This is a genomic window from Inquilinus sp. (assembly GCF_039594555.1).
Classification (GTDB): Bacteria; Pseudomonadota; Alphaproteobacteria; order DSM-16000; family Inquilinaceae; genus Inquilinus.
The window spans coordinates 1-22,113 of record NZ_JBCNNF010000065.1 but is presented as its reverse complement, the minus strand read 5'-3'; the positions used below and the strand labels follow the sequence as shown (position 1 = coordinate 22,113).

Annotated in this window: 18 protein-coding genes; 7 read left to right on the top strand and 11 right to left on the bottom strand. The window is 68.3% G+C overall.

The window, feature by feature from the left end:
* The 6 genes from ABDW35_RS09740 to ABDW35_RS09715 form a co-directional block, all read right to left on the bottom strand.
* The coding region (locus ABDW35_RS09740; RefSeq protein WP_343713664.1) for a hypothetical protein at positions 1–191 on the bottom strand (191 nt) is incomplete at its 3' end.
* A 568-nt stretch (positions 192–759) separates the two neighbouring features.
* Positions 760–1,467: a hypothetical protein gene (locus ABDW35_RS09735; protein WP_343713663.1), complete on the bottom strand. Its 708-nt coding sequence runs from the start codon at positions 1,465–1,467 to the stop codon at positions 760–762.
* 111 nt (positions 1,468–1,578) lie between these two features.
* A complete protein-coding gene (locus tag ABDW35_RS09730) occupies positions 1,579–2,766 on the bottom strand; it encodes a Do family serine endopeptidase (RefSeq protein WP_343713662.1) in 1,188 nt (395 codons plus the stop codon).
* A gap of 243 nt (positions 2,767–3,009) precedes the next feature.
* Positions 3,010–3,945: a restriction endonuclease gene (locus tag ABDW35_RS09725; RefSeq protein WP_343713661.1), complete on the bottom strand. Its 936-nt coding sequence runs from the start codon at positions 3,943–3,945 to the stop codon at positions 3,010–3,012.
* Positions 3,946–4,032: 87 nt separating this feature from the next.
* Positions 4,033–5,754, bottom strand: coding sequence for a DUF6119 family protein (locus tag ABDW35_RS09720; RefSeq protein ID WP_343713660.1), 1,722 nt, complete (start codon positions 5,752–5,754; stop codon positions 4,033–4,035).
* A 169-nt stretch (positions 5,755–5,923) separates the two neighbouring features.
* Positions 5,924–7,528 (bottom strand): ABC transporter substrate-binding protein, encoded by a 1,605-nt coding sequence (locus tag ABDW35_RS09715; RefSeq protein ID WP_343713659.1) that lies wholly within the window; start codon positions 7,526–7,528, stop codon positions 5,924–5,926.
* A gap of 220 nt (positions 7,529–7,748) precedes the next feature.
* On the opposite strand from ABDW35_RS09715, the gene ABDW35_RS09710 reads away from it, so the two are divergent.
* The 4 genes from ABDW35_RS09710 to ABDW35_RS09695 all read left to right on the top strand — a co-directional run bounded on the left by ABDW35_RS09710 (position 7,749) and on the right by ABDW35_RS09695 (position 14,027).
* The gene (locus ABDW35_RS09710; RefSeq protein ID WP_343713658.1) at positions 7,749–8,645 is read left to right on the top strand and encodes a fructose bisphosphate aldolase; all 897 of its coding nucleotides are present in this window, start codon (positions 7,749–7,751) and stop codon (positions 8,643–8,645) included.
* 275 nt (positions 8,646–8,920) lie between these two features.
* Entirely contained in the window at positions 8,921–11,710 is a 2,790-nt protein-coding gene (locus ABDW35_RS09705; RefSeq protein ID WP_343713657.1) for an ATP-dependent DNA helicase, read from the top strand.
* A gap of 156 nt (positions 11,711–11,866) precedes the next feature.
* Complete coding sequence (locus ABDW35_RS09700) at positions 11,867–13,570, top strand: sulfatase-like hydrolase/transferase (protein WP_343713656.1); 1,704 nt, start codon at positions 11,867–11,869, stop codon at positions 13,568–13,570.
* Between the two features lie 82 nt (positions 13,571–13,652).
* Entirely contained in the window at positions 13,653–14,027 is a 375-nt protein-coding gene (locus ABDW35_RS09695; protein ID WP_343713655.1) for a GFA family protein, read from the top strand.
* Between the two features lie 27 nt (positions 14,028–14,054).
* Here ABDW35_RS09695 and ABDW35_RS09690 read toward each other — a convergent pair whose 3' ends face one another.
* The gene (locus ABDW35_RS09690) at positions 14,055–15,560 is read right to left on the bottom strand and encodes a winged helix-turn-helix domain-containing tetratricopeptide repeat protein (protein WP_343713654.1); all 1,506 of its coding nucleotides are present in this window, start codon (positions 15,558–15,560) and stop codon (positions 14,055–14,057) included.
* 208 nt (positions 15,561–15,768) lie between these two features.
* Between ABDW35_RS09690 and ABDW35_RS09685 the strand changes: the two genes are divergently transcribed.
* Positions 15,769–15,951, top strand: coding sequence for a hypothetical protein (locus ABDW35_RS09685; protein ID WP_343713653.1), 183 nt, complete (start codon positions 15,769–15,771; stop codon positions 15,949–15,951).
* 328 nt (positions 15,952–16,279) lie between these two features.
* On the opposite strand, the gene ABDW35_RS09680 is transcribed toward ABDW35_RS09685, so the two are convergent.
* The 4 genes from ABDW35_RS09680 to ABDW35_RS09665 all read right to left on the bottom strand — a co-directional run bounded on the left by ABDW35_RS09680 (position 16,280) and on the right by ABDW35_RS09665 (position 21,076).
* Complete coding sequence (locus tag ABDW35_RS09680; protein WP_343713652.1) at positions 16,280–17,056, bottom strand: alpha/beta fold hydrolase; 777 nt, start codon at positions 17,054–17,056, stop codon at positions 16,280–16,282.
* Complete coding sequence (gene glgA, locus ABDW35_RS09675; protein ID WP_343713651.1) at positions 17,053–18,510, bottom strand: glycogen synthase GlgA; 1,458 nt, start codon at positions 18,508–18,510, stop codon at positions 17,053–17,055. The genes ABDW35_RS09680 and glgA overlap by 4 nt, the downstream gene beginning before the upstream one ends.
* Positions 18,511–18,756: 246 nt before the next feature.
* Positions 18,757–20,019, bottom strand: coding sequence for a glucose-1-phosphate adenylyltransferase (gene glgC / locus ABDW35_RS09670; protein WP_343713650.1), 1,263 nt, complete (start codon positions 20,017–20,019; stop codon positions 18,757–18,759).
* Between the two features lie 103 nt (positions 20,020–20,122).
* A complete protein-coding gene (locus tag ABDW35_RS09665; protein ID WP_343713649.1) occupies positions 20,123–21,076 on the bottom strand; it encodes an AEC family transporter in 954 nt (317 codons plus the stop codon).
* Between the two features lie 156 nt (positions 21,077–21,232).
* Between ABDW35_RS09665 and ABDW35_RS09660 the strand changes: the two genes are divergently transcribed.
* On the top strand, positions 21,233–21,640 hold the full coding sequence (locus ABDW35_RS09660) for a tellurite resistance TerB family protein (protein ID WP_343713648.1): 408 nt from the start codon (positions 21,233–21,235) through the stop codon (positions 21,638–21,640).
* A gap of 55 nt (positions 21,641–21,695) precedes the next feature.
* Positions 21,696–22,113, top strand: a 418-nt coding sequence (locus tag ABDW35_RS09655) for a hypothetical protein (protein WP_343713647.1), incomplete at its 3' end; no start/stop codon positions are given.

The following is a 22,113-nucleotide window of genomic DNA, read 5'->3' as shown; positions in this document are numbered from 1 at the left end:
AACTCCTCCCGCTCGCGCCGGCGGTAGGAGTAGGCGGCGACACGCCGGTCGGTCAGCACCAGCAGGTCATCGCTGGGCGCAGGGTCGAGCTTGCTCGGAGGGGTTCCCTTCAGCAACAGCTCGACCGCCTCGCCGGGCTGGAGATGACGCGACCGGAACCGGTCGATCGGCTCGAGTTGATCGGAACTCATGAAAATCTCCCGTGAAATGCGGCGGCCTTGAAATCGGGACAGCATGCCGGACGAGGCTGGGCGTGAGAAGAGGGCCGTTTTGCCTGCTCATCCTTCCCCTCCCCTCGCGCCAGGGTATTCACACGTCTATCAAGAGTGGTGCGCGTTGCCTCTCCCGCTTGCGGGAGAGGTCGGAGACGCGAAGCGGCTCCGGGTGAGGGCTTGCCGGCGGCGATGCCTGGATCATCGCTTCAGGATAGGCCGGATCCTGCGCTTGCTCGTGGCGAGGTCCGTTCGCTTGGCGGGACCGCTGGCCCTCACCCGGACATCCTTCGGATGTCCGACCTCTCCCGCAAGCGGGAGAGGCAATCTGTTCGCAGATCCGCCGTTCGCAACCGCCACTCGATGCGCAGATGCCACAGCCTTGTGGGAGGGGGGTCTGCTTCGGCCCGAACCGCTCTGCCCCCGGACCGCACGCGCGCGGACGCGCGCAGCCCCCTCCCCCCGCCCCCCTCTCGCAGGGGGAGGGGGAGTGTGGAAGCCGGGCACGCTGGTGACGGATGACGGGGTGACGACGGCGCGCCGCGGCTCAGCTGCTGTCCGGCTTGGGCAGGCCGAGCGGGGGGCAGTCGTCCGCGGGCTCCGCCGATGGCTCGGCCGAGCCCTGCCCGTCCCCAGGGCGCGCGGCATCGGCGCGGCCGGCGCCGGACGGGCCGGCATTGTCGTTGGCGCCCTCGTCCAGGCCCGCGGGACCCGCTGGGTCCTCAAGGCCCGGCGGCGCCGGGATTCCGGGCGGCGGGCGGCCGATCTTGCGGCAGACCTCGCGCAGGAAGTCCTCGGGCGACAGCAGGTCGAGCTTCGCGTCGAGGACATCGTCCTTGTCCAGCGCCTCCCGCACCGCCGAGCGCACATAGTCGGCGTCCCAGTCCTTGTCGGGCGCCGCCACCGCCTTGACGGCGGCCTCGGCCACCTGCTCGCGCAGCTTGCGGCGGCGCGCCTGCTCGCCCGATGCCACGCGCTCGTCCTTGCGCAGCAGATAATCGGCGCGGATGCGCTCGGCCATGGCGAGCGACAGCCGCACGGAGCGGGAGAGCCGCGCCTGCTTCAGGTCGAAATCGGGCGCGTCGGGCGCGTCCGGCTCCGCCGGCGCCTGCTGCAGCTGCTGGGTCGCGGTCATGCGCTTGGTGCGCATGTCGATCGACACCAGCTCGCGCAGCGTGTCCAGCGCCCACCCCGTCCAGTGCAGGTCGGGATCGGCCGGCCGGAGTTCGCGGGACTCGGAGGACGCCTCGTTCATGGAACATATCATGAACGAAGCGCCCTTCCGGCGCAACCAAACAGTTCGTTCCACCGCGGGCCGGCCGATCGCGGGCCGAGGCCGGGCCGGAAGCCGGCCCGGCGGGGACCGTCAGCTCTCCACCGGCTTCGGCTGCACCGCGATGCCGACCGAGAGGTCCTTCGGCTTCCCGTCGCGCAGCACCTGGACCGGGACGGTGGTGCCGGACGGGGCCTCCGCCACCAGCCGCGGCAGGTCCTTCGACTGCGCCACCGGCTTGCCGCCGAAGGACAGGATGACGTCGCCCTGGCGCAGGCCGGCCTTCAGCGCCGGGCTGTTCTTCTGCACCTCGGCGACGAGGGCGCCCTTGGCCGTGCCGAGGCCGAGCGCCTCGGCCATCTCCGGCGTCACCTGCTGGATCTGCACGCCAAGCCAGCCGCGCTGGACGCTGCCATGCTCGCGCAGCTGCGCGATCACCGACTTCGCCAGGTTGGACGGGATGGCGAAGCCGATGCCGACCGAGCCGCCCGAGGGCGAGTAGATCTCGCTGTTGATGCCGATGACCTTGCCGCCGGCGTCGAAGCTGGGGCCGCCGGAATTGCCGGGGTTGATCGCCGCGTCGATCTGCAGGAAGTCCTCCAGCGGGTTGGAGTTGATGTCGCGGGCGCGGGCCGAGACGATGCCGGCGGTGACGGTGCCGCCGAGGCCGTAGGGGTTGCCGACCGCCATCACCCAGTCGCCGACCTGGGCGGCGTCGCTGTCGCCCCATTCCACCGCGGTCAGGGGCTTGCCGGCCTTGACCTTGATCAAAGCGAGGTCGGTCTTCGGGTCGGTGCCGATCACCTTGGCCGGCAGCACGGTGCCGTCGTTCAGGGTGACGGTGATCTCGTCGGCGTCCTTCACCACATGGTTGTTGGTGACGATGTAGCCGGCCGGGTCGATGATGAAGCCGGAGCCGGCGCCGTGGATCGCCTGGCCGCCGCCATGCGGCCGCAGGTGCGGGCCGGGGCCCGGCCCGTCGCGATCCGCGACCTGGGCCGGCCCCTCATGGCCGGTGATCGCGACATTGACCACGCCCGGCATCACCTGGTGCACCAGCCCGGCGAAGGAGCCGGAGGCGGCGGTGACGAGCGGGGCCGCCTGGGCCGGGGCGGCGGCCGCGACGGCGGGGGCCGCCGCCGGCTGGCTCTCCGCCACGGCCGCGGGGCCGAAGGCCAGGACGGCCCCGACCGGCAAGCCCAGCGCCGTGCCGACCAGCAGCGCCACCGCCATCCGCCGCCGGCCGGGCCGCCGGCCGTCGCCATCGAAAAAGGTCTTCATCTGCAACTCCACCAGGTCTCGGATCGCCGGCAGCACATGCGGCGTGTACTGGTGAAGATAGGAGCAGGCGGCTTAAGCTGCCGTGGCAGTGGAATTACATCGGCGCAATCTGTGCTTTCGCGCCTTCGGGCTGCACTCCGACGTAGGATGGAAGTGTTGAGAACGACGCGAACGATCGGAAGACGGCGACCACTGCACCCGGAAAGCCCATCCGCCGCGCCCCAGAAATCAATCCTACGGCAGTTATTCATCCTCAGTGAAAAAGTCCTCGTCTAGCCGCTTGAACTCCACCGCTCGACTCACGCGAACGCCGACATTGTGCTCAATCATCAGGTCGGCGAGGCGTTGGCCGTCAATCAGGATCACGCGTTGTGCGAGGTGTTGCACGAAGTCCTTCGCCTGCTGGCTAAAGCTGGAAGTCGTGACGAAGACGCCTTTGGTTGCACCGAGCCCAACAAGGCTGCCAACGAAGCCTTGAACCTCAGGGCGGCCCACCGAGCCCTGAGAATAGCGCTTGGCCTGGATGTACACGCGGTCGAGCCCCAGCCGATCTTCGTTGATCACGCCATCGACCCCGCCATCCCCACTGCGTCCAAGCTGGGTAGCAGCACTGCGGCGCGAGCCGCCGTAGCCCATGGCTACCAGCAAATCGACGATCACGTGCTCGAAGAAGCTTGGGCTGTTCTGCAGGATCCGTTGCAACAACTCGCTTCGAAGCGCCGACTGTAGGGCTAGATAGGCAGCCTCTATCTGTTCCTCTGGCGTGATCGCTGAAGTCGGCTCAGAAGTAGGTAGGGACGTGTCGGGCGCTGATCCAACTTCACCGACCGTTCCTGCACCACCGCGATAGAAGTCCCGGAAACTCGGGTATTCCAGCAACAACTCGACGTCGATCCGCTCCGGATTGCGCGCGAGCAACGCGCGCCCGGCCTCACTGGCGATGAAGCGGCCACGGCGAGGCGAGTCGATCAGCCCCGCCTTCCCCATATAGAATTTCGCCCAGTGAATCCGGTTATGCAGGATCTTCTGTCGACCGCTGGGCAGAAGTTGATCCCGCTCCTCCGTGGTTAGCCCAAATTCATCGGCGATCTGGTCCTCGAGGTCCGGCACACGAGTCTCTCCCAGCGCGGAATGTCTCAGAACGGGCAGCATCAACATCTGATAATCAGGAACCGCCATGGAAGCCCAACCATTGTTGTGTGTAGTTTGTCAACGTGCCAACGCCATCGTCTTTATTTCACCAATTCTTTCTTCCGATATTGAAATCTATACTGAATCATTTATATTTATTTTTCGAAACACCACTTCAACCTTATATCTCCGGTCTTCCGTTAGATATCGATGAGTGAGCATTAATTCATATTGCGACATAAATGGCAGATCCATGATGCTGAATGTCTGCTTAGTATGCAATATACAGAAAATTACCGTATATTCTGATTCATTCACATCTGAACTGTTCTCCGGAACCAATGATTTGAACAAAACTCTATCTTTTTTGTCATTCTCTGGCTCCGAGCTAGCATCGATCCAATCAACAAAGCTTTTTCGAGTTTCAGCATCCGTCGAGAACGCATGAGAATAGAGCTTTGTCTGCGTAAAGATGTGACTGATCGACCCAGCACCAGATGTATATCTTTTAACATGTACGAATTTCTTATCTTTTTGAAACAAATCACAAATTTCATACAGACCCTGACCTGCGATTTTTACCTTTCCCTTATCAAATAAAAATATGCCGGAATCGGCCAAAGCTACCGCTCTATTATATATCTCTTCACGATGCTGATTTCTTTTAGAATCGTATATATTTATATCACTTGGAAGAAACGTAGGATCTCCGATTACATTCCGATCAGTAAAATATCCGGAGACTTTCCTCTGAAGTTCAGGCGATATCTCCCTCCACTGCCCATTAGCGAGTACATAGATTTTACCAGAAAGTTCAATTTCGGCAACAATACACTGATAGGCATTCCATTTGACAAACGCAGAATTTTGCTCACTATCATAAGTATATATATTCCAAGATTTCAGCGTCGCGCTGGTAAGCCCTTTTAACCGTCGCCTAGGTATGTTCACCAAATCTTCTATTCGAAGATCCTCGTAAAGAGGAGGAACTACTCCTTCTCGAACAGGTATATAGCAAAAATCAAAATATTCTGATTCGACAAACTCGGGAGGAGACAAATGGATTTTCCCGAAGTCTTTTACCGCAATTTTTGCGCAAAGCGCCTGATCAAGGTTTTCAATGATCTCTGGATCGGTTTCATGACGAAGAACATCGTATATCTTAAACTCTGTCTCTCGATAGTCCAGTGAATGATATCTCTCATTCAGCCGACGACATATATCCACTAAATTTGACCACGATAGAATTCTATCTCTGGGCAATTTAATCGAGATATTGTCTCTACCTTTAAAGGATTCGACAATGCCATGATACTCTGCCTTTACGTATCCAGAAATTGTTCTAAGAAATTCAGCCTCCGAGTTTATTCCAAAAATGCGGAGATTAGCACCGATACTGGCTTGACGTTCAGTTTGTCGGCTAATAGACTCATGAAAAGTAGTTTGCACTCGCCGCAAACGCTCTGTATCACATATGTTCATACCTACTTTAATACCAAAATCATGAATGATTTTATTTCTGTCAAGGAACACATCACCATGCTGACCGAAAGCCAGAACATAATGACTCGGCGAACCGCTAGTGATATCGAATTTTATCGCCATAATGGCTCTTGGAAAATGATTGGCGGCATTAAAGGTATAACGTTTTGATCCAAACCCCGAATTAAGAAACCGAAGCCAAGGCACTTGCTCTTCTGTTTTCTCACTTCCTCGTGCATTTACATATTTTATATATACTTCGTATCCGCCCTCAGCGTCCACGACGCTATCATATTCACTTAGCGAGCCTTTCAAATAATCCTCAAAAGACAACCCAGATTTAATTTTGTACAGAACGATTCTCTTAATATCCATACCTTCTTCTCCATCCTCAGCAATTAATTCTCAAGACGATGCGTGCAATACAAATGGCTAGACCTGATCTACGAATCAAACGAACCTAAATTTCACTCGCAAGAAACTCTGAGCCTATTTTTTTGAGACAAACAACCTCAATCGGCGAACCATCCACGGCGTCTAGCCCTCACCCCTCCAGCCACGTATCCGCCCAGGACGACGTCGCCCAGCGCGGATTGGTGGCGATGTTGTGCAGCCGGCGGCTGGCGACGGTGATGAAGGTGAACTCCGCCGCCACGATCAGCGGCAGCTGGTCGGCGGCGCGCTGCTGGAACTGCTGGTACAAAGCGATGCGCTTGCCCCGGTCCAGCTCCACCGCCGCGCGGTCGATCAGGTCGTTCATCGCCGGGTCGTCATAGCCGTACTGGTTCGAGAACGGCACGCCGTCCGGCAGGCCGCCGCGATAGAGGATGGTGGTCGAGATCGCCGGGTCGTTGCGGTAGACCGGCGAGCCGATCGCCAGGTCGAAGGCGTGGTCGGTGTACACCGCCTTGGTGTGGCCGGCCGCGTCGTTGGTCACCAGCGTCGCGTCGATGCCCACCGCGCGCAGCGCCTGGCGGAGGTAGTCGCCCATCTGGCGCGTCTGCTCGAACCACGGCGCCGGCAGCAGGCGCAGGGCGAAGCGCATGCCGCCGTCCTTCCGGGGATATCCCGCCTCGTCCAGCAGCGCCTCGGCCTTCTTCGGGTCGAACGGATAGGTCGCGACGTCCGGCGTGTAGAAGGGCACGCCGGTCTTCGGCACCGGGCCGGTGGCCGCCGCCGCATAGCCGCGGAAGATGGTGTCGACGACATAGCCCTGGTCGATGGCATGGGCGATGGCGCGGCGCACGCGGGCATCCGCCAGCTCCGTCCGCCGGTGGTTGATCTCCACCGTCAGCTGGTAGGTGATGCCCTCATAGCCCTTGCGCACCACCGCGAGCTCCGGCAGGCCCTTCAGCCGCTCCAGCTCCTCCAGCGGCACGGCGGAGAAGGCGGAGAGCTGGATCTCCCCCGCCTCATGCGCCGCGGCGATGGCGCCGCGGTCCGGCAGCACGCGGTAGACGATGCGGTCGAGATACGGCAGGCCGCCCTGGCCCCAGTAGCCGGGGTTCCGCTCCAGCAGGTAGTATTCGCCCGGCTTGTGCTCCCGGTACAGGAAGGGGCCGGTGCCGACCAGCTGCTCGTTGTGCGGGTTGCTGTCGATATCCGCGCCCTCGTACAGGTGCTTCGGCACCACGGCGGTGAGGGCGGGCAGCGCGTTCTCCACCAGCTGCAGCGGGATCGGGCTGGCGAAGCGGAACACCGCGGTGCGGTCGTCCGGCGTGTCCACCGCCTGCAGGTCCTTGAACACCACCCGGCCGAGATTCTGCCGCTTGCTCCACAGCTCCGTCGCCGAGAAGGCGACGTCCGCGGCGGTGAAGGGCTTGCCGTCATGCCAGGTGACGCCGTCGCGCAGGGTGAAGGTGACCGTCCTGCCGTCGTCGCTGCCCTGCCAGGCGGTGGCCAGCACCGGCGTCAGCCTGCCGTCATAGGCCATCTCGGCCAGCGGCTCGACCACCTTGCTGGCGACGTAGAACACGCCGTTGGAGGCGACCAGCGCCGGGTTCAGGTTGCGCGGCTCGGTGTCCGCCGCCACGGTCAGGGTGCCGCCCTTGACCGGGGTCTGCGCCCGGGCGCCGCGCGGCAGGCTTCCGAGCATCGCCGCGGCGCCGACGCCGGAGAGCAGGGCACGACGGGACAGCGGGAACGGCATCGGGGCACCTCGGGCGGACGGGACGCCCCAGTCTAGACCAGCCGGAAGGGCCGGCAAGGCGCGATCGGTCGGATTCGTGCCGAATTCAGGCATGCCCGGCATGCCGGGCGGGCGAGGATTGCGCCGGCCGCCGCCGCCATGCCACAACGGGGGCCACCCCACAGGCCGGTGGTCGAGGTCCTGTCCTCCCGCCCAGGCCGGAACCAGGAGGATTCGAGCGATGACCCAGGACGCGATGGCGGCGCAGATGGCGCGGAAACCCGGATTCATCGCCGCGCTGGACCAGAGCGGCGGGTCCACCCCCGGCGCGCTGCGGCTCTACGGCATCCCGGACAGCGCCTATAGCGGCGACGACGAGATGTTCCGGCTGATGCACGAGATGCGGGTGCGGATCATGACCGCGCCGGCCTTCACCGGCGACAAGGTGATCGGCGCCATCCTGTTCGAGAAGACCATGGACGGCCAGGCCCAGGGCAAGCCGGTGCCCGACTTCCTGTGGAAGGACCGGGGCGTGGTGCCGTTCCTGAAGGTTGACAAGGGGCTGCAGCCCGAGGCTGACGGCGTCAGCCTGATGAAGCCGATCCCCGGGCTGGACGCGCTGCTGGAGCGGGCGCGCGGGATCGGCGTCTACGGCACCAAGGCGCGGTCGGTCGCCAACCTGGCGTCGCCGACCGGCATCGCAGCACTGGTGGCGCAGCAGTTCGAGCTGGGGGCGCAGATCTCCGCGCACGGGCTGATGCCGATCCTGGAGCCGGAGGTGCTGATCAAGAGCCCGGACAAGAAGGGCGCCGAGACCATCCTGCGCGCCGAGATCCTGAAGGGCCTCGACAGGCTGCCGGCAGGGCAGCAGGTGATGCTGAAGCTGACCATCCCGGAGGAGCCGGGCTTCTACGCCGAGTTGGTCGCCCACAAGGCGGTGCAGCGGGTGGTGGCCCTGTCCGGCGGCTACACCCGCGCCGACGCCTGCCGCCGCCTGGCCCGCAACCCCGGCATGATCGCCAGCTTCTCCCGCGCCCTGGTTGAGGATCTGAAGCGCGACATGACCGACGCCGAGTTCAACGCGGCGCTGGCCAGCGCGGTGGACGAGATCTACGCGGCGTCGACGGCGCAGGCGTAACAGCCAGCGCGTTTTCGGTTGCCTCTCCCGCCTCTTCCCTAGTCCCCCCTCCCCTTGCGGGAGGGGGCCAGGGGGAGGGGGTTGGTGATCACGGACTCCGGCCCCGCCTCAGGCATCCGCTCTCGCGGCACGACCCCCTCCCCCTACCCCCCTCCCGCAAGGGGAGGGGGGACTCGTGGGGTGCGGTGCCACCCGCCGCAGCCGACAGGAACAATTCGTGACCAGAGGGCATCGTCGGGGCTGGTGCCGGCGCGGCGCGCCCCTATAGTGCGCGCATGATCGCGCCGCCCGCCCTTTCCCTCTCGCTGCCCGACGCCGAGCCGCTGGTGCTGGCGCCGGAGGGCGGCGTGCTGCTGACCGAGGATGGCGAGCTGGTGGCGCTGGACGCCGCGGCGCTGCGCCGGCGGGTCGACGGCCCTCCCCTGCTGCTGTGCCACGCCAAGGCCGTCGGCCGGCGCTGCGGGCTGGAGGTGATGGGCGCCTTCGACCTCTTGGAGCTGTTCGCCTTCGCCCGCCCCGGCCGGTTCTGCGTGCCGACCCCGCGCGGCCTGGCCGCCGCCCTCGGCCTGCCGGTGCCGGCGAGCCTGGAGGATGCGGCGATCGCCCTGCCCCGCCTGGCCGAGACGCTGCTGCGCGGCCTGTCGATCCCGATGGCGGACGAGCGCAGCGACCCGGCGGCGCTGGCGGCGCGGATGGGCGAGGCCGGCTGGCCCTGGGCGCCCTTCGTCGCCCGGGCGCTGGGGCTGCGCGCCCCGGTCGACGACCACCGCAAGCGCGGCGCCTACCAGGTCTGGGCCCATCTGCCGGAATGGGAGGCCGAGCCGCCGAACCCGCCGCCGTCGCAGTTGCCGGTCGAGCCGCGCGAGGCCCGCGCCCGCCTGGCCCAGATGCTGGGCGAGGGCGCCGAGCCTCGGCCGCAGCAGGGCGACTATGCCGGCGCCGTCGCCGCCGCCTTCGCCCCGCGCCCGGCGCCGGAGGACCCGACCGTGGTGCTGGCCCAGGCCGGCACCGGCACCGGCAAGACCCTCGGCTACCTCGCCCCCGCCACGGTCTGGGCGCAGAAGAACGGCGCGCCGGTGTGGGTCTCCACCTACACCCGCAACCTGCAGCACCAGATCGACGGCGAGATGGACCGGCTGTTCCCGGACCCGGTGCTCAAGGCCCGCCAGGTGGTGCTGCGCAAGGGGCGCGAGAACTACCTGTGCCTCTTGAACTACGAGGATGCGGTGCGCGGCCTGTCGCTGAACCCGCGCGACGCGGTGCCGCTGGGGCTGATGGCGCGCTGGGCCGCGGCGACGCGCGACGGCGACCTGACCGGCGGCGACTTCCCCGGCTGGCTGGCCGACATCATCGGCCGGCCGAACAGCCTGGCCCTGGCCGACCGGCGCGGCGAATGCATCCATTCCGGCTGCCCGCATTACAGCCGCTGCTTCATCGAGCGCGGCATCCGCCGGGCCCGCAAGGCGCAGATCGTCATCGCCAACCATGCGCTGGTGATGATCCAGGCGGCGCAGGGCGGGGTGGACGACCGCGACGCGCCCAGCCGCTTCGTCTTCGACGAGGGGCACCACCTGTTCGAGGCGGCGGATTCCGCCTTCGGCGGGCACCTGACCGGCCTCGAGGCCACCGACCTGCGCCGCTGGCTGCTGGGCCATGAGGAGGGCGGGCGCCGGGCCAGCCGCGGCCGCGGCCTGCGTCGCCGGGTCGAGGACCTGCTGCCGGGCGAGGACGCGCTGGCGACGCTGGACGAGATCGAGCGCGCCGCCTGGTCCCTGCCCGGCCCCGGCTGGGGCAAGCGCATCCATGGCGACGACCCGCGCGGGCCGGCCGAGCGCTTCCTGGCCCTGACCCGCGCCCAGGTCTATGCCCGCGCCCAGGGCGCCGACGGGCCCTACAGCCTGGAATGCGACACCAATGATCCGGTGGAGGGGCTGGTCGACGCCGCCCTGGCGCTGGACGTCGCCCTGGCCGAGCTGCAGGCGCCGCTGCAGGCGCTGGCGAAATCCTTCCGCGAGCATCTCGACGAGGCGGCCGGGTCGCTGGACCCGAACCAACGCCAGCGGCTGGACGCCGCCGCCCGGTCGCTGGATCGCCGCGCCAGGATGGAGATCGGCGGCTGGCGCGCCATGCTGACCTCGCTGTCCGAGCCGACGCCGCCCTGGCTGGTCGACTGGTTCGGGGTCGAGCGGGTGGAGGGGCGCGAGCTCGATTTCGGCTTCTACCGCCACTATGTCGACCCGACCCGGCCTTTCGTCGACGCGCTGGTGCGGCAGGCACATGGCGTCGTCGTCACCTCCGCCACCCTGACCGACGGCGCCGGCGACAACCCGGACGACTGGCGCGCGGCGGAGGACCGGACCGGCGCCGGCCATCTGCCGCGGCCGGCGATCCGCGCCCAGGTGGCCTCGCCCTTCGACTATCCGGCGCTGACCCGGGTGCTGATCGTGCGCGACGTGCGCAAGGACGATCTGGAGCAGGTCGGCGCCGCCTATCGCGAGCTGTTCCTGGCGGCCGGCGGCGGCGCGCTGGGCCTGTTCACCGCGGTCAGCCGGCTGCGCGCGGTGCATCACGCCCTGGCCCCGGCGCTGCAGGCCGCCGGCCTGCCGCTCTACGCCCAGCATCTCGACGGCATGGATGTCGGCACGCTGATCGACATCTTCCGCGGCGAGACCGATGCCTGCCTGCTGGGCACCGATGCGGTGCGCGACGGCGTCGACGTGCCGGGGCGGGCGCTGCGGCTGATGGTGTTCGACCGGGTGCCCTGGCCGCGCCCCGACATCCTGTCCCGCGCCCGCGGCCTGCATTTCGGCAAGCAGCGCTGGAGCGACATGCAGACCCGCTTCCGCCTGAAGCAGGCCTTCGGCCGGCTGGTGCGCCGGGCCGACGACAGGGGCGTCTTCGTGCTGCTGGACCCGATGATGCCGACCCGCCTGTGCACCGCCTTCCCGCCCGGCGTCGAGGTGCAGCGCATCGGCCTGGCCGAGGCGGTGGCGATCACCCGCGAGTTCCTGGCGCAGGATGCCCCGGCGCTGCCGGGCCCCTCCCCTCTCCTGCCGGCGCCCTGACGCTTCCCTGATCCCCCGGCGCCCGTCCTGGGGTATCATTCCCATCGCCGGGCGGGGCGACTCGCCCGTGCCGATTGCTCGAAGATCATTTCAGATCCGCATCGTCCGATCCGCGCCTTCGCGCGGCCGGTCCATATTCGAATCCGGAGTGACGCCATGCCCATCAGCGACCTGTTTGCGAATGGCAACAAGCCCAACATCCTGATCCTGATCACCGACCAGGAGCGCGCCCTCTCCGAATGGCCGGAGGGCTATCGCGCCACCCTGGCCGGGAAGCTCAAGGCTATGCAGGCGCTGCAGGCCAATGGCCTCAGCTTCGACCACGCCTTCACCGGCGCCTGCATGTGCGCCCCCAGCCGCGCCACCTTCCTGACCAGCCAGTATCCGATCGTCACCGGCTGCACCACGACCGGCGGGTCGACCCTGCCGCCGCCCGCCACCCGGCCCAACCTCGCCACCGTGCTGGGGCAGGCCGGGTACGACTGCTACTGGATCGGCAAATGGCACCTGCTGGGATCGCAGGAGCCCGGCGGGCCCGGCACCACCCTGTCGGAATGGGGTTTTCAGCCCTACAGCGCCGGCGGCGGCACGGTGGCCTGGGACCCGCCGGATGCGGGCATCACCCTGAACGCCAGCTATCTCGGCGGCGGCACTAGGGGGGCGACAGAGTACAACCGGAACGACCAGCGCTATGTCGCGAACGCCCAAGCCTTTCTGGCGGACCCGCCGGCCGGCCCGTGGTGCCTGGTGGTCTCGCTGGTCAACCCGCACGACGTCCATCTCGGCTACGAGGCCCAGGACGGCGAATACTACGACAAGGCCGAATACCGCTCGCTGGACGTGCCGCTGCCGGACAATATCGACGAGAGCCCGGCGGCGATGCCGCGCGGCCAGAGCTTCTATTCCTGGGATTCGAAGGCCGCGAAGAAGGCTAGGCCGCAGGATCTGGCGAACTTCTACGCCTATCTCATGCAGTATGTGGACGGGCAGATCGGCAGCATCCTGGGAACGATGACCCAGGACCAGGTCCGGGAGACGCTGATCATCCGCTTCGCCGACCATGGCGAGATGGGGCTGGCGCACGGGCTGGTGGAGAAGTTCGTCAACGCCTACGGCCAGTGCATCCACGTGCCGCTGGTGTTCTCCAATCCCGTGGCTTGGCCCGCGCCACAGACCACCGAGGCGCTGGCCAGCACCGTCGACCTGGCCCCGACCCTGGCCAGCCTGCTGGGCGTGGCCGGGGATTTCAGCGGCAGCTTCGTCGGCGCCGATCTCAGCCCCGTGCTGAACGACCCTGCGGCCCCGGGCCAGGAGTATGTCCATTTCACCTATGACGACCTGCACGGCAGCAGCGGCCCCAGCGTCATCCGGACGATCCGGTCGAAGGACTGGGTGTACTCGGTCTATCTCGACACGGTCACCACCCCGTCCTCCGGCTGGTCCGACGCCGATTGGGAGATGTACGATCTGGCCGAGGATCCCGGCGAGAACCACAACATCGCCGGGCTGGGGCTGGCGCAGCAGGCGGTCCTGGACCAGGCGCTGCAGGCGCAGATGACGGCCAAGGGCACGGCGCCGGCCTGGTATCCGGCGCATTGGCCGCCCCAGGCCACCAGCAGCAGCCGCGGCGGCCCGCCGCCGGGCGATGCCGCCGCCGGCCCCGTCACCATCGGCCGGGTGCCCGGCATCAGCGCCGCCCGGGCGCTGGACCTGACCTATGTCGGGGTGCCGGATGCCGAGACGCTGCTGGCCCGCACCGCCACCCCCGCCGGCCGCCGCGCCCTGGCCGCGCTGGTGCCGGTGGCGGAGCCGGAGCTGGACGGCTGGATCGCCGCCGCCCGCAGCCTGGTGCCGGGCTGACAGGATCCGCGGCCGGCCGGCTTGCCAAGGCCGCGGACGCCGGGATAGGTGGTCGCGGCACAACGGAGAGGAGACGGCGACGATGACGGCACAGCGTCATGGCGGCTGCCTGTGCGGCCGGGTCCGCTATTCCGTGGCGGGCGACCCGCTGCGCGTCGGCCTCTGCCATTGCACCGACTGCCGGCGGAGCAGCGGGTCGGCCTTCACCTACTACGCCATCTGGCCCCGCGCGGCCTTCAGCGGCGAAGGACAGACGTCGAGCCACAAGGGCCGCGACTTCTGCCCGGCCTGCGGCAGCCGCCTGTACTCGCTGACCGACACCGAGGCCGAGATCATGCTCGGCACGCTCGACGAGGCGCCCACCGATCAGGTGCCGCAATACGAGCTGTGGACGCCGCGGCGGGAGCCCTGGCTGCACGCCCTGCCCTGGGCCGACCAGTTCCCGGGCGACCGCTGACGCGCGGGGCCGCCGCATGTCGTCGGATCAGTCCGGCAGGCCGGCCTTGCGGTAGCCCTCGACGAAATGCGCCAGCGTCGCAGCGTCGCGGAATGGCTCCCTGGCCGCCCAGTGGCTGGTGGTGAAATCCGGGTTGCCGACCAGGAACAGCTCGACCTCCGCCCGCGCCTCGTCGACCTGGCCCAGCTGGGCCAGGCTGGCCGCCAGGAAACGGCGCGAGCTTGTCCCATAGGTCTCGTCCCGGCGCAGCGTCTCGACCGCGGCTTCGTAGTCGCGGGCCGCATAGAGCGCCTGGCCGAGCGCCAGATAGTACCAGCTGGCCGGAAGCGGGTTCAGCCGGAACGCCTTGCGGATGTGCTCCAGCCCCTCCTCCACCCGCCCGGCCAGCACCGCGATGTCGGACATCGCCGCCCAGGCATCGGCCTCGTTCGGGTCGAGTTCGATCGCCCTGGCGAATTCCGCCTCCGCCTCGACGAAGCTGCGGTCATAGGCCAGCAGGTAGCCCAGGATCCAGCGGCAGCCGGCGTCGTCGGGGTCGATCGCCACGGCCTTGCGCGCCAGCTCCAGGGCCAGGCTGCGGGACACTTCCGTCGGCCCGCCGGAATGCACCCACCCCATCCAGTGGTTCATGGCCAGCCAGCGATAGGGCTCGGCATATCCCGGATCGAGCGAGACCGCGCGCGTCAGCATCAGATGTGCTTCCCGCGCCGTCTGCGGCGCATCGTCCATCAGCCTGCGCGCCCGCACGCAGAGATCGTAGGCCTCGAGGCTGCGGGGCCGGTTGCGCGGCGGCGGCGTGCGCAGCCGGCCCAACAGCGCCTCAACGATCCTGCCGGTGACCTCGTCCTGGACGGCGAAGATGTCGTCCAGCCCGCGGTCGAAGCGCTCGGCCCAGAGATGATCGCCGCTCTCCGCATCGACCAGCTGGGCGTTGATGCGCACCCGCCCTGCGGCGCGCCGGGCGCTGCCCCCCAGCAGGTAGCGCACGCCGAGGTCCCGCGCGATCTCGCGCACATCCATCGCCCTGCCCTTGTAGGCGAAGGCCGAGTTGCGGGCGATGACGAACAGGCCCGGGATCCGGGACAGGTCGGTGATCAGGTCCTCGGTCAGCCCGTCGGCGAAGGCGTCCTGCTCGGGATCGTTGCCCGGGCTGACGAAGGGCAGCACCGCGATCGAGGGCTTGGCCGGCAGCGGCAAGGGGGCGCGCTGCGCGCCCGGCCGCTCGACGGCCCCGGTGAAGCGGTAGCCGACGCGCGGCACCGTGGCGATCCATTCGCCGCCATCGGCGGCCGGGCCGAGCAGCTTGCGCAGCGCCGCGATCTGGACGGTGAGGTTGCCCTCCTCGACGGCCGTGCCCGGCCAGGCCGCATCCATCAACTCGGCCTTGCCCAGGATTTCGCCGGGCCGCCCGGCGAGCGCCGCCAGCAGCCTCACCCCGCGATGGCCGAGGGCGACAGGGACATCGTCCCGCAGGAGCGTGCCCGCAGCGGGGTCCAGCACGAACGGACCGAAGGCGATGCGCGATCCCTGCATGCGTCGGATCCTTAGCCGGTTTGGAAGTTTTAGGAAACGATTTGGGCGAGCTTAAGGACGGCGCCGCCCCGCATCCCTCAGTCTTCGGCCTCCTTCAGGTCAACAGGGCGCGAGCCCCTCACCCGCGATGGAGGGTGCCATGAACGAGAGGCTTGGGACGGCCCCGCACCGGGCCGCATGGCCGGGACCGGTCACGCGACCGGAGTGCGTGGCGCGCCGGCCCGCCGGTCTGGCCGCTCTGCGGAGTCTGGTCGCGACCTGGTGCGAGCGGATCCGCCTGCGCCGGGCGCTGGCGCGGATGGCGAAGGCGAACCCCTATCTGATCGACGATATCGGCCTGACCCGGCGGGAGGCCGAGGCGGAGATCGCCAAGCCCTTCTGGGAGGAGTGAGGTCTTTCAGAATGTCCGTTGGGCCATTTCGGGGCCTTGCAACGAGATCGGCCCAAAGCAAGCTGAGTCCCCCCTCCCCTTGCGGGAGGGGGGGTAGGGGGAGGGGGTTTTCAACGCCAGAGCCGGCCTGAACCTGGTGATCTGGCCCCCGGTGGCGAAGCCTGTCTTTTGCGCATTCGCGCGCGGACGCGCGCAGCCCCTCCCCCTGCCCCCTCCCGCAAGGGGAGGGGGGACTATAGAAGTTGGATCTCAACTCTTCCGAAAGGGTCTCAGGGTCAGCGTCATCGCCTCATTGGCGGCACCGCTGATTCTCGAGTTGCTGCGGTAGTCACTCGCGCCCGGCGACGTCCAGGATCTCCGCCACCGTCCGCCCCAGCAGCGCCAGATCCTGCGGGCGGGACAGGCGGTGGTCGCCGTCCTTGATCAGGGTCAGGCGGACATCCGGGCCGGTCAGCGCTTCGGCCAGCTTCAGGCTCTGGCGCCAGGGCACGTCGGGATCGGCCAGGCCGTGCAGCAGCCGCACCGGGCCGGTGAAGGCCACCGGGCCGCGCAGCAGCAGGTGCGACCGCGCCTCCGTGATCAGCCGCCAGGTGATGCGGTAGGGGCCGTCGCCATAGGCCGAGGGCCGGTCGATGAAGCCGTCGCGGCGCATCCGGGCCAGCCCCATCTCGCCCAGCGCCGGCAGCATCAGATCCTCGGTGAAGTCCGGCGCGGCGGCGATGCCGACCAGCCCCGCCACCCGGCCCGGCCGGGCCAGCGCGGCGCGGGTCGCGACCCAGGCGCCCATGGAGGAGCCGACCAGGATCTGCGGCCCCTCGGTCAGCCGGTCCAGCGCCAGCAGCGCATCGGCGATCCAGTCGCCCAGCGTGAGGTCGGTGAATTCCCCGCCCGAGACGCCATGGCCGCGATAGTCGAAGCGCAGGAATTCGAGGCCGTGCTCGGCGGCGAAGCCATCGAGGAAGCCCGCCTTCTCCCCCGCCATCGAGGAGCGGAAGCCGCCGCAGAACACCAGCCCCGGCCGGCCGTCGCCGGTGCCCGCACGGCGGCGCCAAGCCACCGGCGTGCCGTCGGCCGCCGGGAGGGTTCCGGTCTCTTCGCCAGTCATGGCGTCGCCAGCAGGCCGCGATACAGGGCGACGTAGTCGACCGCCGCGCGCTCCCAGCTGAAATCCTGGGCCATGGCGCGGCGCTGCAGCTGCGCCCACAGCGCCTTGTCGCGCCACAGGCCGCAGACCCAGCTGGCGGTGCCGGCCAGGGCCGAGGCGGTGGGGTCGTCGAAGCTGAAGCCGGTGGCCCGGTCCTCGACGATGGCGTCGTGGCTGGCATTGACCACGGTGTCGGCCAGGCCGCCGGTGCGGCGCACCAGCGGCAGGGTGCCGTAGCGCAGCGCATACATCTGGGTCAGGCCGCAGGGCTCGGTGCGCGACGGCACCAGCAGCACGTCGGCGCCGGCCTGCAGCAGATGCGACAGCGCCTCGTCATAGCCGATGCGGACGGCGACATGGTCGGGATAGGCCGTCGCCGCAGCGCGGAACCCGGCCTCGAGCTCGGCGTCGCCGGAGCCGAGCAGCACCAGCCTGCCGCCGCCCGCCACCAGGGTCGGGACGGCGTCGAGCAGCAGGTCGCAGCCCTTCTGCCCGGTCAGCCGGCTGACCATGGCGAAGAGCGGCGACCCGTCATCCTCCGGCAGGCCGAATTCGCGCAGCAGCGCCGCCTTCGACCTGGCCTTGCCGGACAGGTCGTCCGGCCCGTAGGGCGCCGGCAGATGCGGGTCGCGGCGCGGGTCCCACACGGCGTAGTCGGTGCCGTTGACGATGCCGGTCAGGTCGGCGGCGCGGGCGGCCAGCAGGCCGGACAGCGCGTAGCCGTAGTCCGGCGTCTGGATCTCCCGCGCATAGGTGCGGCTGACCGTGGTGATGCGGTCGGCGTAGGAGAGGCCGGCCTTGAGGAAGCCGACGCCGCCGAAATATTCGACCCCGTCGATCGACAGGCTTTCGGGCGGCAGCCCCAGCTCCGGCGCCACCGACGCCGGGAACCAGCCGGGGAAGCCGATATTGTGGATCGTGGTGATCGTCTTCGGCCGCGGGCCGCCGGCGGCCTGGAAGGCCAGATAGGCCGGGGCCAGCCCAGCCTGCCAGTCATGGCCGTGCACGATGTCCGGCCGCCAGCGCGGATCGGCGCCGAGGCCGAGGCGCGCGGCGGCCCAGCCGAGGGCGGCGAAGCGGCGGTGGTTGTCCGGCCAGTCCAGCCGGTCGGGGCCGAGATAGGGGTTGCCGGGCCGGGCGAACAGGCCGGGGCAATCCAGCACATAGGCAGGGACGGCGACGCCCTCGAGCTCCGCCAGCATCAGCTGCGCCGGGCCGCCGCCGAACAGGGCCGGATCCTCCAGGACGACCTCCGGCCGCCGCATCGCCTGCAGCACCGCCGGATAGGCCGGGACCAGCACCCGGGCGGCGATGCCGGAGACGGCGAGCGCCGGCGGCAGCGCCCCGGCGACATCGGCCAGCCCGCCGGTCTTGACCAGCGGATAGATCTCCGACACCGCATGCAGGACGTTCATCGGAGGGCTCCCGGACGCGCGTCGCCAGACTCAACAAGTCCCCCCTCCCCTCGCGGGAGGGGGGTAGGGGAAGGGGGTTCCCGCAGCGGGGACGGGCCATCGGTGAAGGCGGGGCCGCCCGGGCGCCAGGCGGAGAATAGCCCCATACGCGCGCGGACGCGCGCAGACCCCTCCCCCTGCCCCCCTCCCGCAAGGGGAGGGGGGACTAAAGGGGAAACAGGGCGTGAGGCGGACGACACCGTCGCCCTACTCCAGCGCGTCGATCATCGGCTGGGTGATCAGGACGATGCCGTTCTCGGTGCGGTAAAAGCGCTTGGCGTCGAGCTCCGGGTCCTCGCCCACCACCAGCCCTTCGGGGATCTGCACGCCGTGGTCCAGCACCACCCGGTTCAGCCGGGCGTGGCGGCCGATGTCGCATTCCGGCAGCACCACCGCCTCGTGCAGCCGGGCGAAGGAGTTGACCCGCACCTTGGAGAACAGCACCGACTGGCGGACGGTGGAGCCGGAGACGATGCAGCCGCCGGACACCGTGCTGTTCACCGCCTTGCCGACCCGGGCCCCGTCCTCGAACACGAACTTCGCCGGCGGCAGCTGCTCCTGGTAGGTGTAGATCGGCCAGTCGCGGTCGTAGAGGTCGAGCGCCGGGGTCACCGTGGTCAGGTCGATATTGGCTTCCCAATAGGCGTCGATGGTGCCGACGTCGCGCCAATAGGGCTCGGCATAGCTCGGATTCGGGATCGCGCTCTCGGAGAAGCGGTGGGCGCGGACATGGCCGGTCTCGACCAGATGCGGCACGATGTTCTTGCCGAAGTCGTGCTCCGAGGTCGGGTCGGCGGCGTCGCGGCGCAGCTGCTCGGCCAGGAACTTCATGCTGAACACGTAGATGCCCATGCTGGCCAGCGCCGTGTCCGGTCGGCCGGGCATGGCCGGCGGGTCGGCCGGCTTCTCCAGGAAGCTGGTGACGCGCCACTGGTCGTTGACATGCATCACGCCGAAGGCCGTCGCCTCCATGCGCGGCACCTCGACGCAGCCGACGGTGATGTCGGCGCCGCTGCGGACGTGATCCTCGACCATCGCCGCATAGTCCATCTTGTAGACATGGTCGCCGGCCAGGATCAGCACATGCTCGGGCCCCTCGGCCTCGAAGATGTCGAGGTTCTGCCAGACCGCGTCGGCGGTGCCGCGGTACCACATCGCCTCGTCCACCCGCTGCTGGGCGGGCAGCAGGTCGACGAACTCATGCATCTCGGCGCGCAGATAGCCCCAGCCGCGCTGCAGGTGGCGCAGTAGGCTGTGCGATTTGTACTGGGTCAGCACATAGATGCGGCGGATGCCAGAGTTGATGCAGTTCGACAGGGCGAAGTCGATGATCCGGAACTTGCCGCCGAAATAGACCGCGGGCTTGGCCCTGCGGTCGGTCAGCTGTTTCAGGCGGCTGCCCCGCCCGCCGGCCAGGACCAGGGCGATCGTGCGCTTGGGAAGCTGGCGGATCGGGCCGTCGTCACGCATCCAGGGGTCCTCCCGGCATCGGCTGTTTGCACGAGAGTAACACCAGCCTTCGCGATCCCGCACCGTCCGTTTGAGGCAAATTTTGTTCGTTTTCCGCGGAGCGTCAGCCGGGCGGGAATTGCGGTGCGATGATCGCCAGCAGCAGCGATAGGGTCAGCACCGAGACCACGGTCGAGACCAGGATCACGGCCGAGGTGCGCTCGACATAGACGCCGTAGCGCTGGGCGACGACGAAGGTCAGCGCCCCGGTCGGCAGCGCCGCCAGGATCACGGCGCTGGCGGTCCAGAACGGGTCCATCGGGAAGACGGTCGCGGCCAAGCCCCAGGTGATCAGCGGCTGCCAGATCAGCTTGAGCACGGTGATCCAGCCGACCTCGCCCAGGCCGGTGCGCAAGGTCTGCCCGGCCATGAACAGGCCGATGGCGAACAGGGCGCAGGGGCTGGCGGCGGCGCCGAGCAGCGACAGCAGCGTCGCCAGCGGCACCGGCACGGCCAGGCCGGACCAGGACCACAGCACGCCCAGCACCGGCGCCGCCACCAGCGGGTTCTTCAGCAGCGCCACCGCCACGTCGCGCAGCGCGGGCAGCACGCCGCGGTTGCGGCTGCCGGTCAGCTCCAGCGCCACCACGGCCAGGCCGACGCAGGCGACGCTCATGACCACCGTCGCCATCGAGGCCGGCGGCAGGCCGCGGGCCGGGCCGAAGGCGGCGGCGAAGAGCGGGATGCCCATATAGCCGGTGTTGGAGAAGCCGGCGTTCATGCCCTGCATCGTCGCCTCGCCGGCATCGGCGCGGTGGATCAGGGCGCCGAGGATCGAGCCCAGCAGCCACACCGCCAGCACACCGCCGAGGAAGGCGCCGATGAAGTTGAGGTTGAGGATGCCGGCCACCGGGGTGCGGGCCATCGCCAGGAACAAGAGCGCCGGCAGCGCGATCCAATAGACGAAGGCGTTCAGCGCCTCCGACTGGGCGCGGCCGAGCAGCCGGATGCGCCCGGTGAAGAAGCCGATGAAGATCACGCCGAAGACCGGCAGCGCCACATTGATGACCGCCTGCATGGCGCCCCTCATGCCATGCCGCGTCGGGGCGGGGAAGCATGGTCGTGACGGCCGGCGCGCGGCCGAGGGGGTGCCCCCTTGCCTTGACGCCCCGCGGCGTTCCGCGCCATACCCGGTGCGATCCTTCCCGCGACTCGCAGGCCAGCGGAGACTGCCATGACGACCGACGCCCACGGCGCCCTGATCTACACCATGGTGCTCGCCTCCGTGGCCGACACGAACATGACCGATGCGGAGCTGGAGACGCTGTCGGAGATGGTGCGCTTCCTGCCGGTATTCCGCGACTTCGACATCGACCGCATCCCGGACCTGACCCGCGACTGCATCGAGCTGCTGCAGGCGGAGGACGGCATCGACCGCGCCCTCGACCTGATCGCCGAGGCGCTGCCGGAGCATCTGCGCGAGACCGCTTATGCCATCGCCTGCGATTCGGTGGCGGCGGATGGCAGCGCCAGCCAGCCGGAGCTGCGCCTGCTGGAGCTGATGCGCGACCGCTTCGAGGTTGACCGGCTGGTGGCGGCGGCGATCGAGCGCGCCTCCGGCGCCCGGCATCGCACGCTGTAGCCGCCGGGGGAACGGCGAACGGCCGGAGAGCCGCCAACGAGAAGGGGACAGGCTGATGCGGGGGAGCAGGATCGGCGAGATCGCCGGGGCGGGGCTGTGGTTGGCCGCGGCCCTGCTGGGCACCGGCGCCGCGGCGCAGGAGCAGGCCCCCGCTGCGGCTCCGGCCGAAGCTCCGGCCGCGACGATCCAGGTCGGCGGCGTCACCCTGACCGCCTGCCAGGCCGATTTCGGCGGCTTTTGCGGCCGGATCGACCGGCCCCTCGACCCCGCCGGCAAGCTGCCCGGCACGGTCGGCATCGGCTTCGAATTCTACCCGCATCGCGATTCCGGCCAGCCGGCGGAGGGCGTGATCCTGGCCCAGGAGGGCGGGCCTGGCTATTCCTCCACCGGCACGCGCGAGGGCTATCTGCGGCTGTTCGAGCCGCTGCGCGACCGGCGCGACGTGCTGCTGGTCGACAAGCGGGGCACCGGCC

What these genes read in the sequence shown, in the direction of transcription:
- ABDW35_RS09735 (WP_343713663.1), bottom strand. Translation starts at nt 1,467, where the DNA reads ATGAACGAGGCGTCCTCCGAGTCCCGCGAACTCCGGCCGGCCGATCCC.
- ABDW35_RS09730 (WP_343713662.1), bottom strand. Translation starts at nt 2,766, where the DNA reads ATGAAGACCTTTTTCGATGGCGACGGCCGGCGGCCCGGCCGGCGGCGG.
- ABDW35_RS09725 (WP_343713661.1), bottom strand. Translation starts at nt 3,945, where the DNA reads ATGGCGGTTCCTGATTATCAGATGTTGATGCTGCCCGTTCTGAGACAT.
- ABDW35_RS09720 (WP_343713660.1), bottom strand. Translation starts at nt 5,754, where the DNA reads ATGGATATTAAGAGAATCGTTCTGTACAAAATTAAATCTGGGTTGTCT.
- ABDW35_RS09715 (WP_343713659.1), bottom strand. Translation starts at nt 7,528, where the DNA reads ATGCCGTTCCCGCTGTCCCGTCGTGCCCTGCTCTCCGGCGTCGGCGCC.
- ABDW35_RS09710 (WP_343713658.1), top strand. Translation starts at nt 7,749, where the DNA reads ATGACCCAGGACGCGATGGCGGCGCAGATGGCGCGGAAACCCGGATTC.
- ABDW35_RS09705 (WP_343713657.1), top strand. Translation starts at nt 8,921, where the DNA reads ATGATCGCGCCGCCCGCCCTTTCCCTCTCGCTGCCCGACGCCGAGCCG.
- ABDW35_RS09700 (WP_343713656.1), top strand. Translation starts at nt 11,867, where the DNA reads ATGCCCATCAGCGACCTGTTTGCGAATGGCAACAAGCCCAACATCCTG.
- ABDW35_RS09695 (WP_343713655.1), top strand. Translation starts at nt 13,653, where the DNA reads ATGACGGCACAGCGTCATGGCGGCTGCCTGTGCGGCCGGGTCCGCTAT.
- ABDW35_RS09690 (WP_343713654.1), bottom strand. Translation starts at nt 15,560, where the DNA reads ATGCAGGGATCGCGCATCGCCTTCGGTCCGTTCGTGCTGGACCCCGCT.
- ABDW35_RS09680 (WP_343713652.1), bottom strand. Translation starts at nt 17,056, where the DNA reads ATGACTGGCGAAGAGACCGGAACCCTCCCGGCGGCCGACGGCACGCCG.
- glgA (WP_343713651.1), bottom strand. Translation starts at nt 18,510, where the DNA reads ATGAACGTCCTGCATGCGGTGTCGGAGATCTATCCGCTGGTCAAGACC.
- glgC (WP_343713650.1), bottom strand. Translation starts at nt 20,019, where the DNA reads ATGCGTGACGACGGCCCGATCCGCCAGCTTCCCAAGCGCACGATCGCC.
- ABDW35_RS09665 (WP_343713649.1), bottom strand. Translation starts at nt 21,076, where the DNA reads ATGCAGGCGGTCATCAATGTGGCGCTGCCGGTCTTCGGCGTGATCTTC.
- ABDW35_RS09660 (WP_343713648.1), top strand. Translation starts at nt 21,233, where the DNA reads ATGACGACCGACGCCCACGGCGCCCTGATCTACACCATGGTGCTCGCC.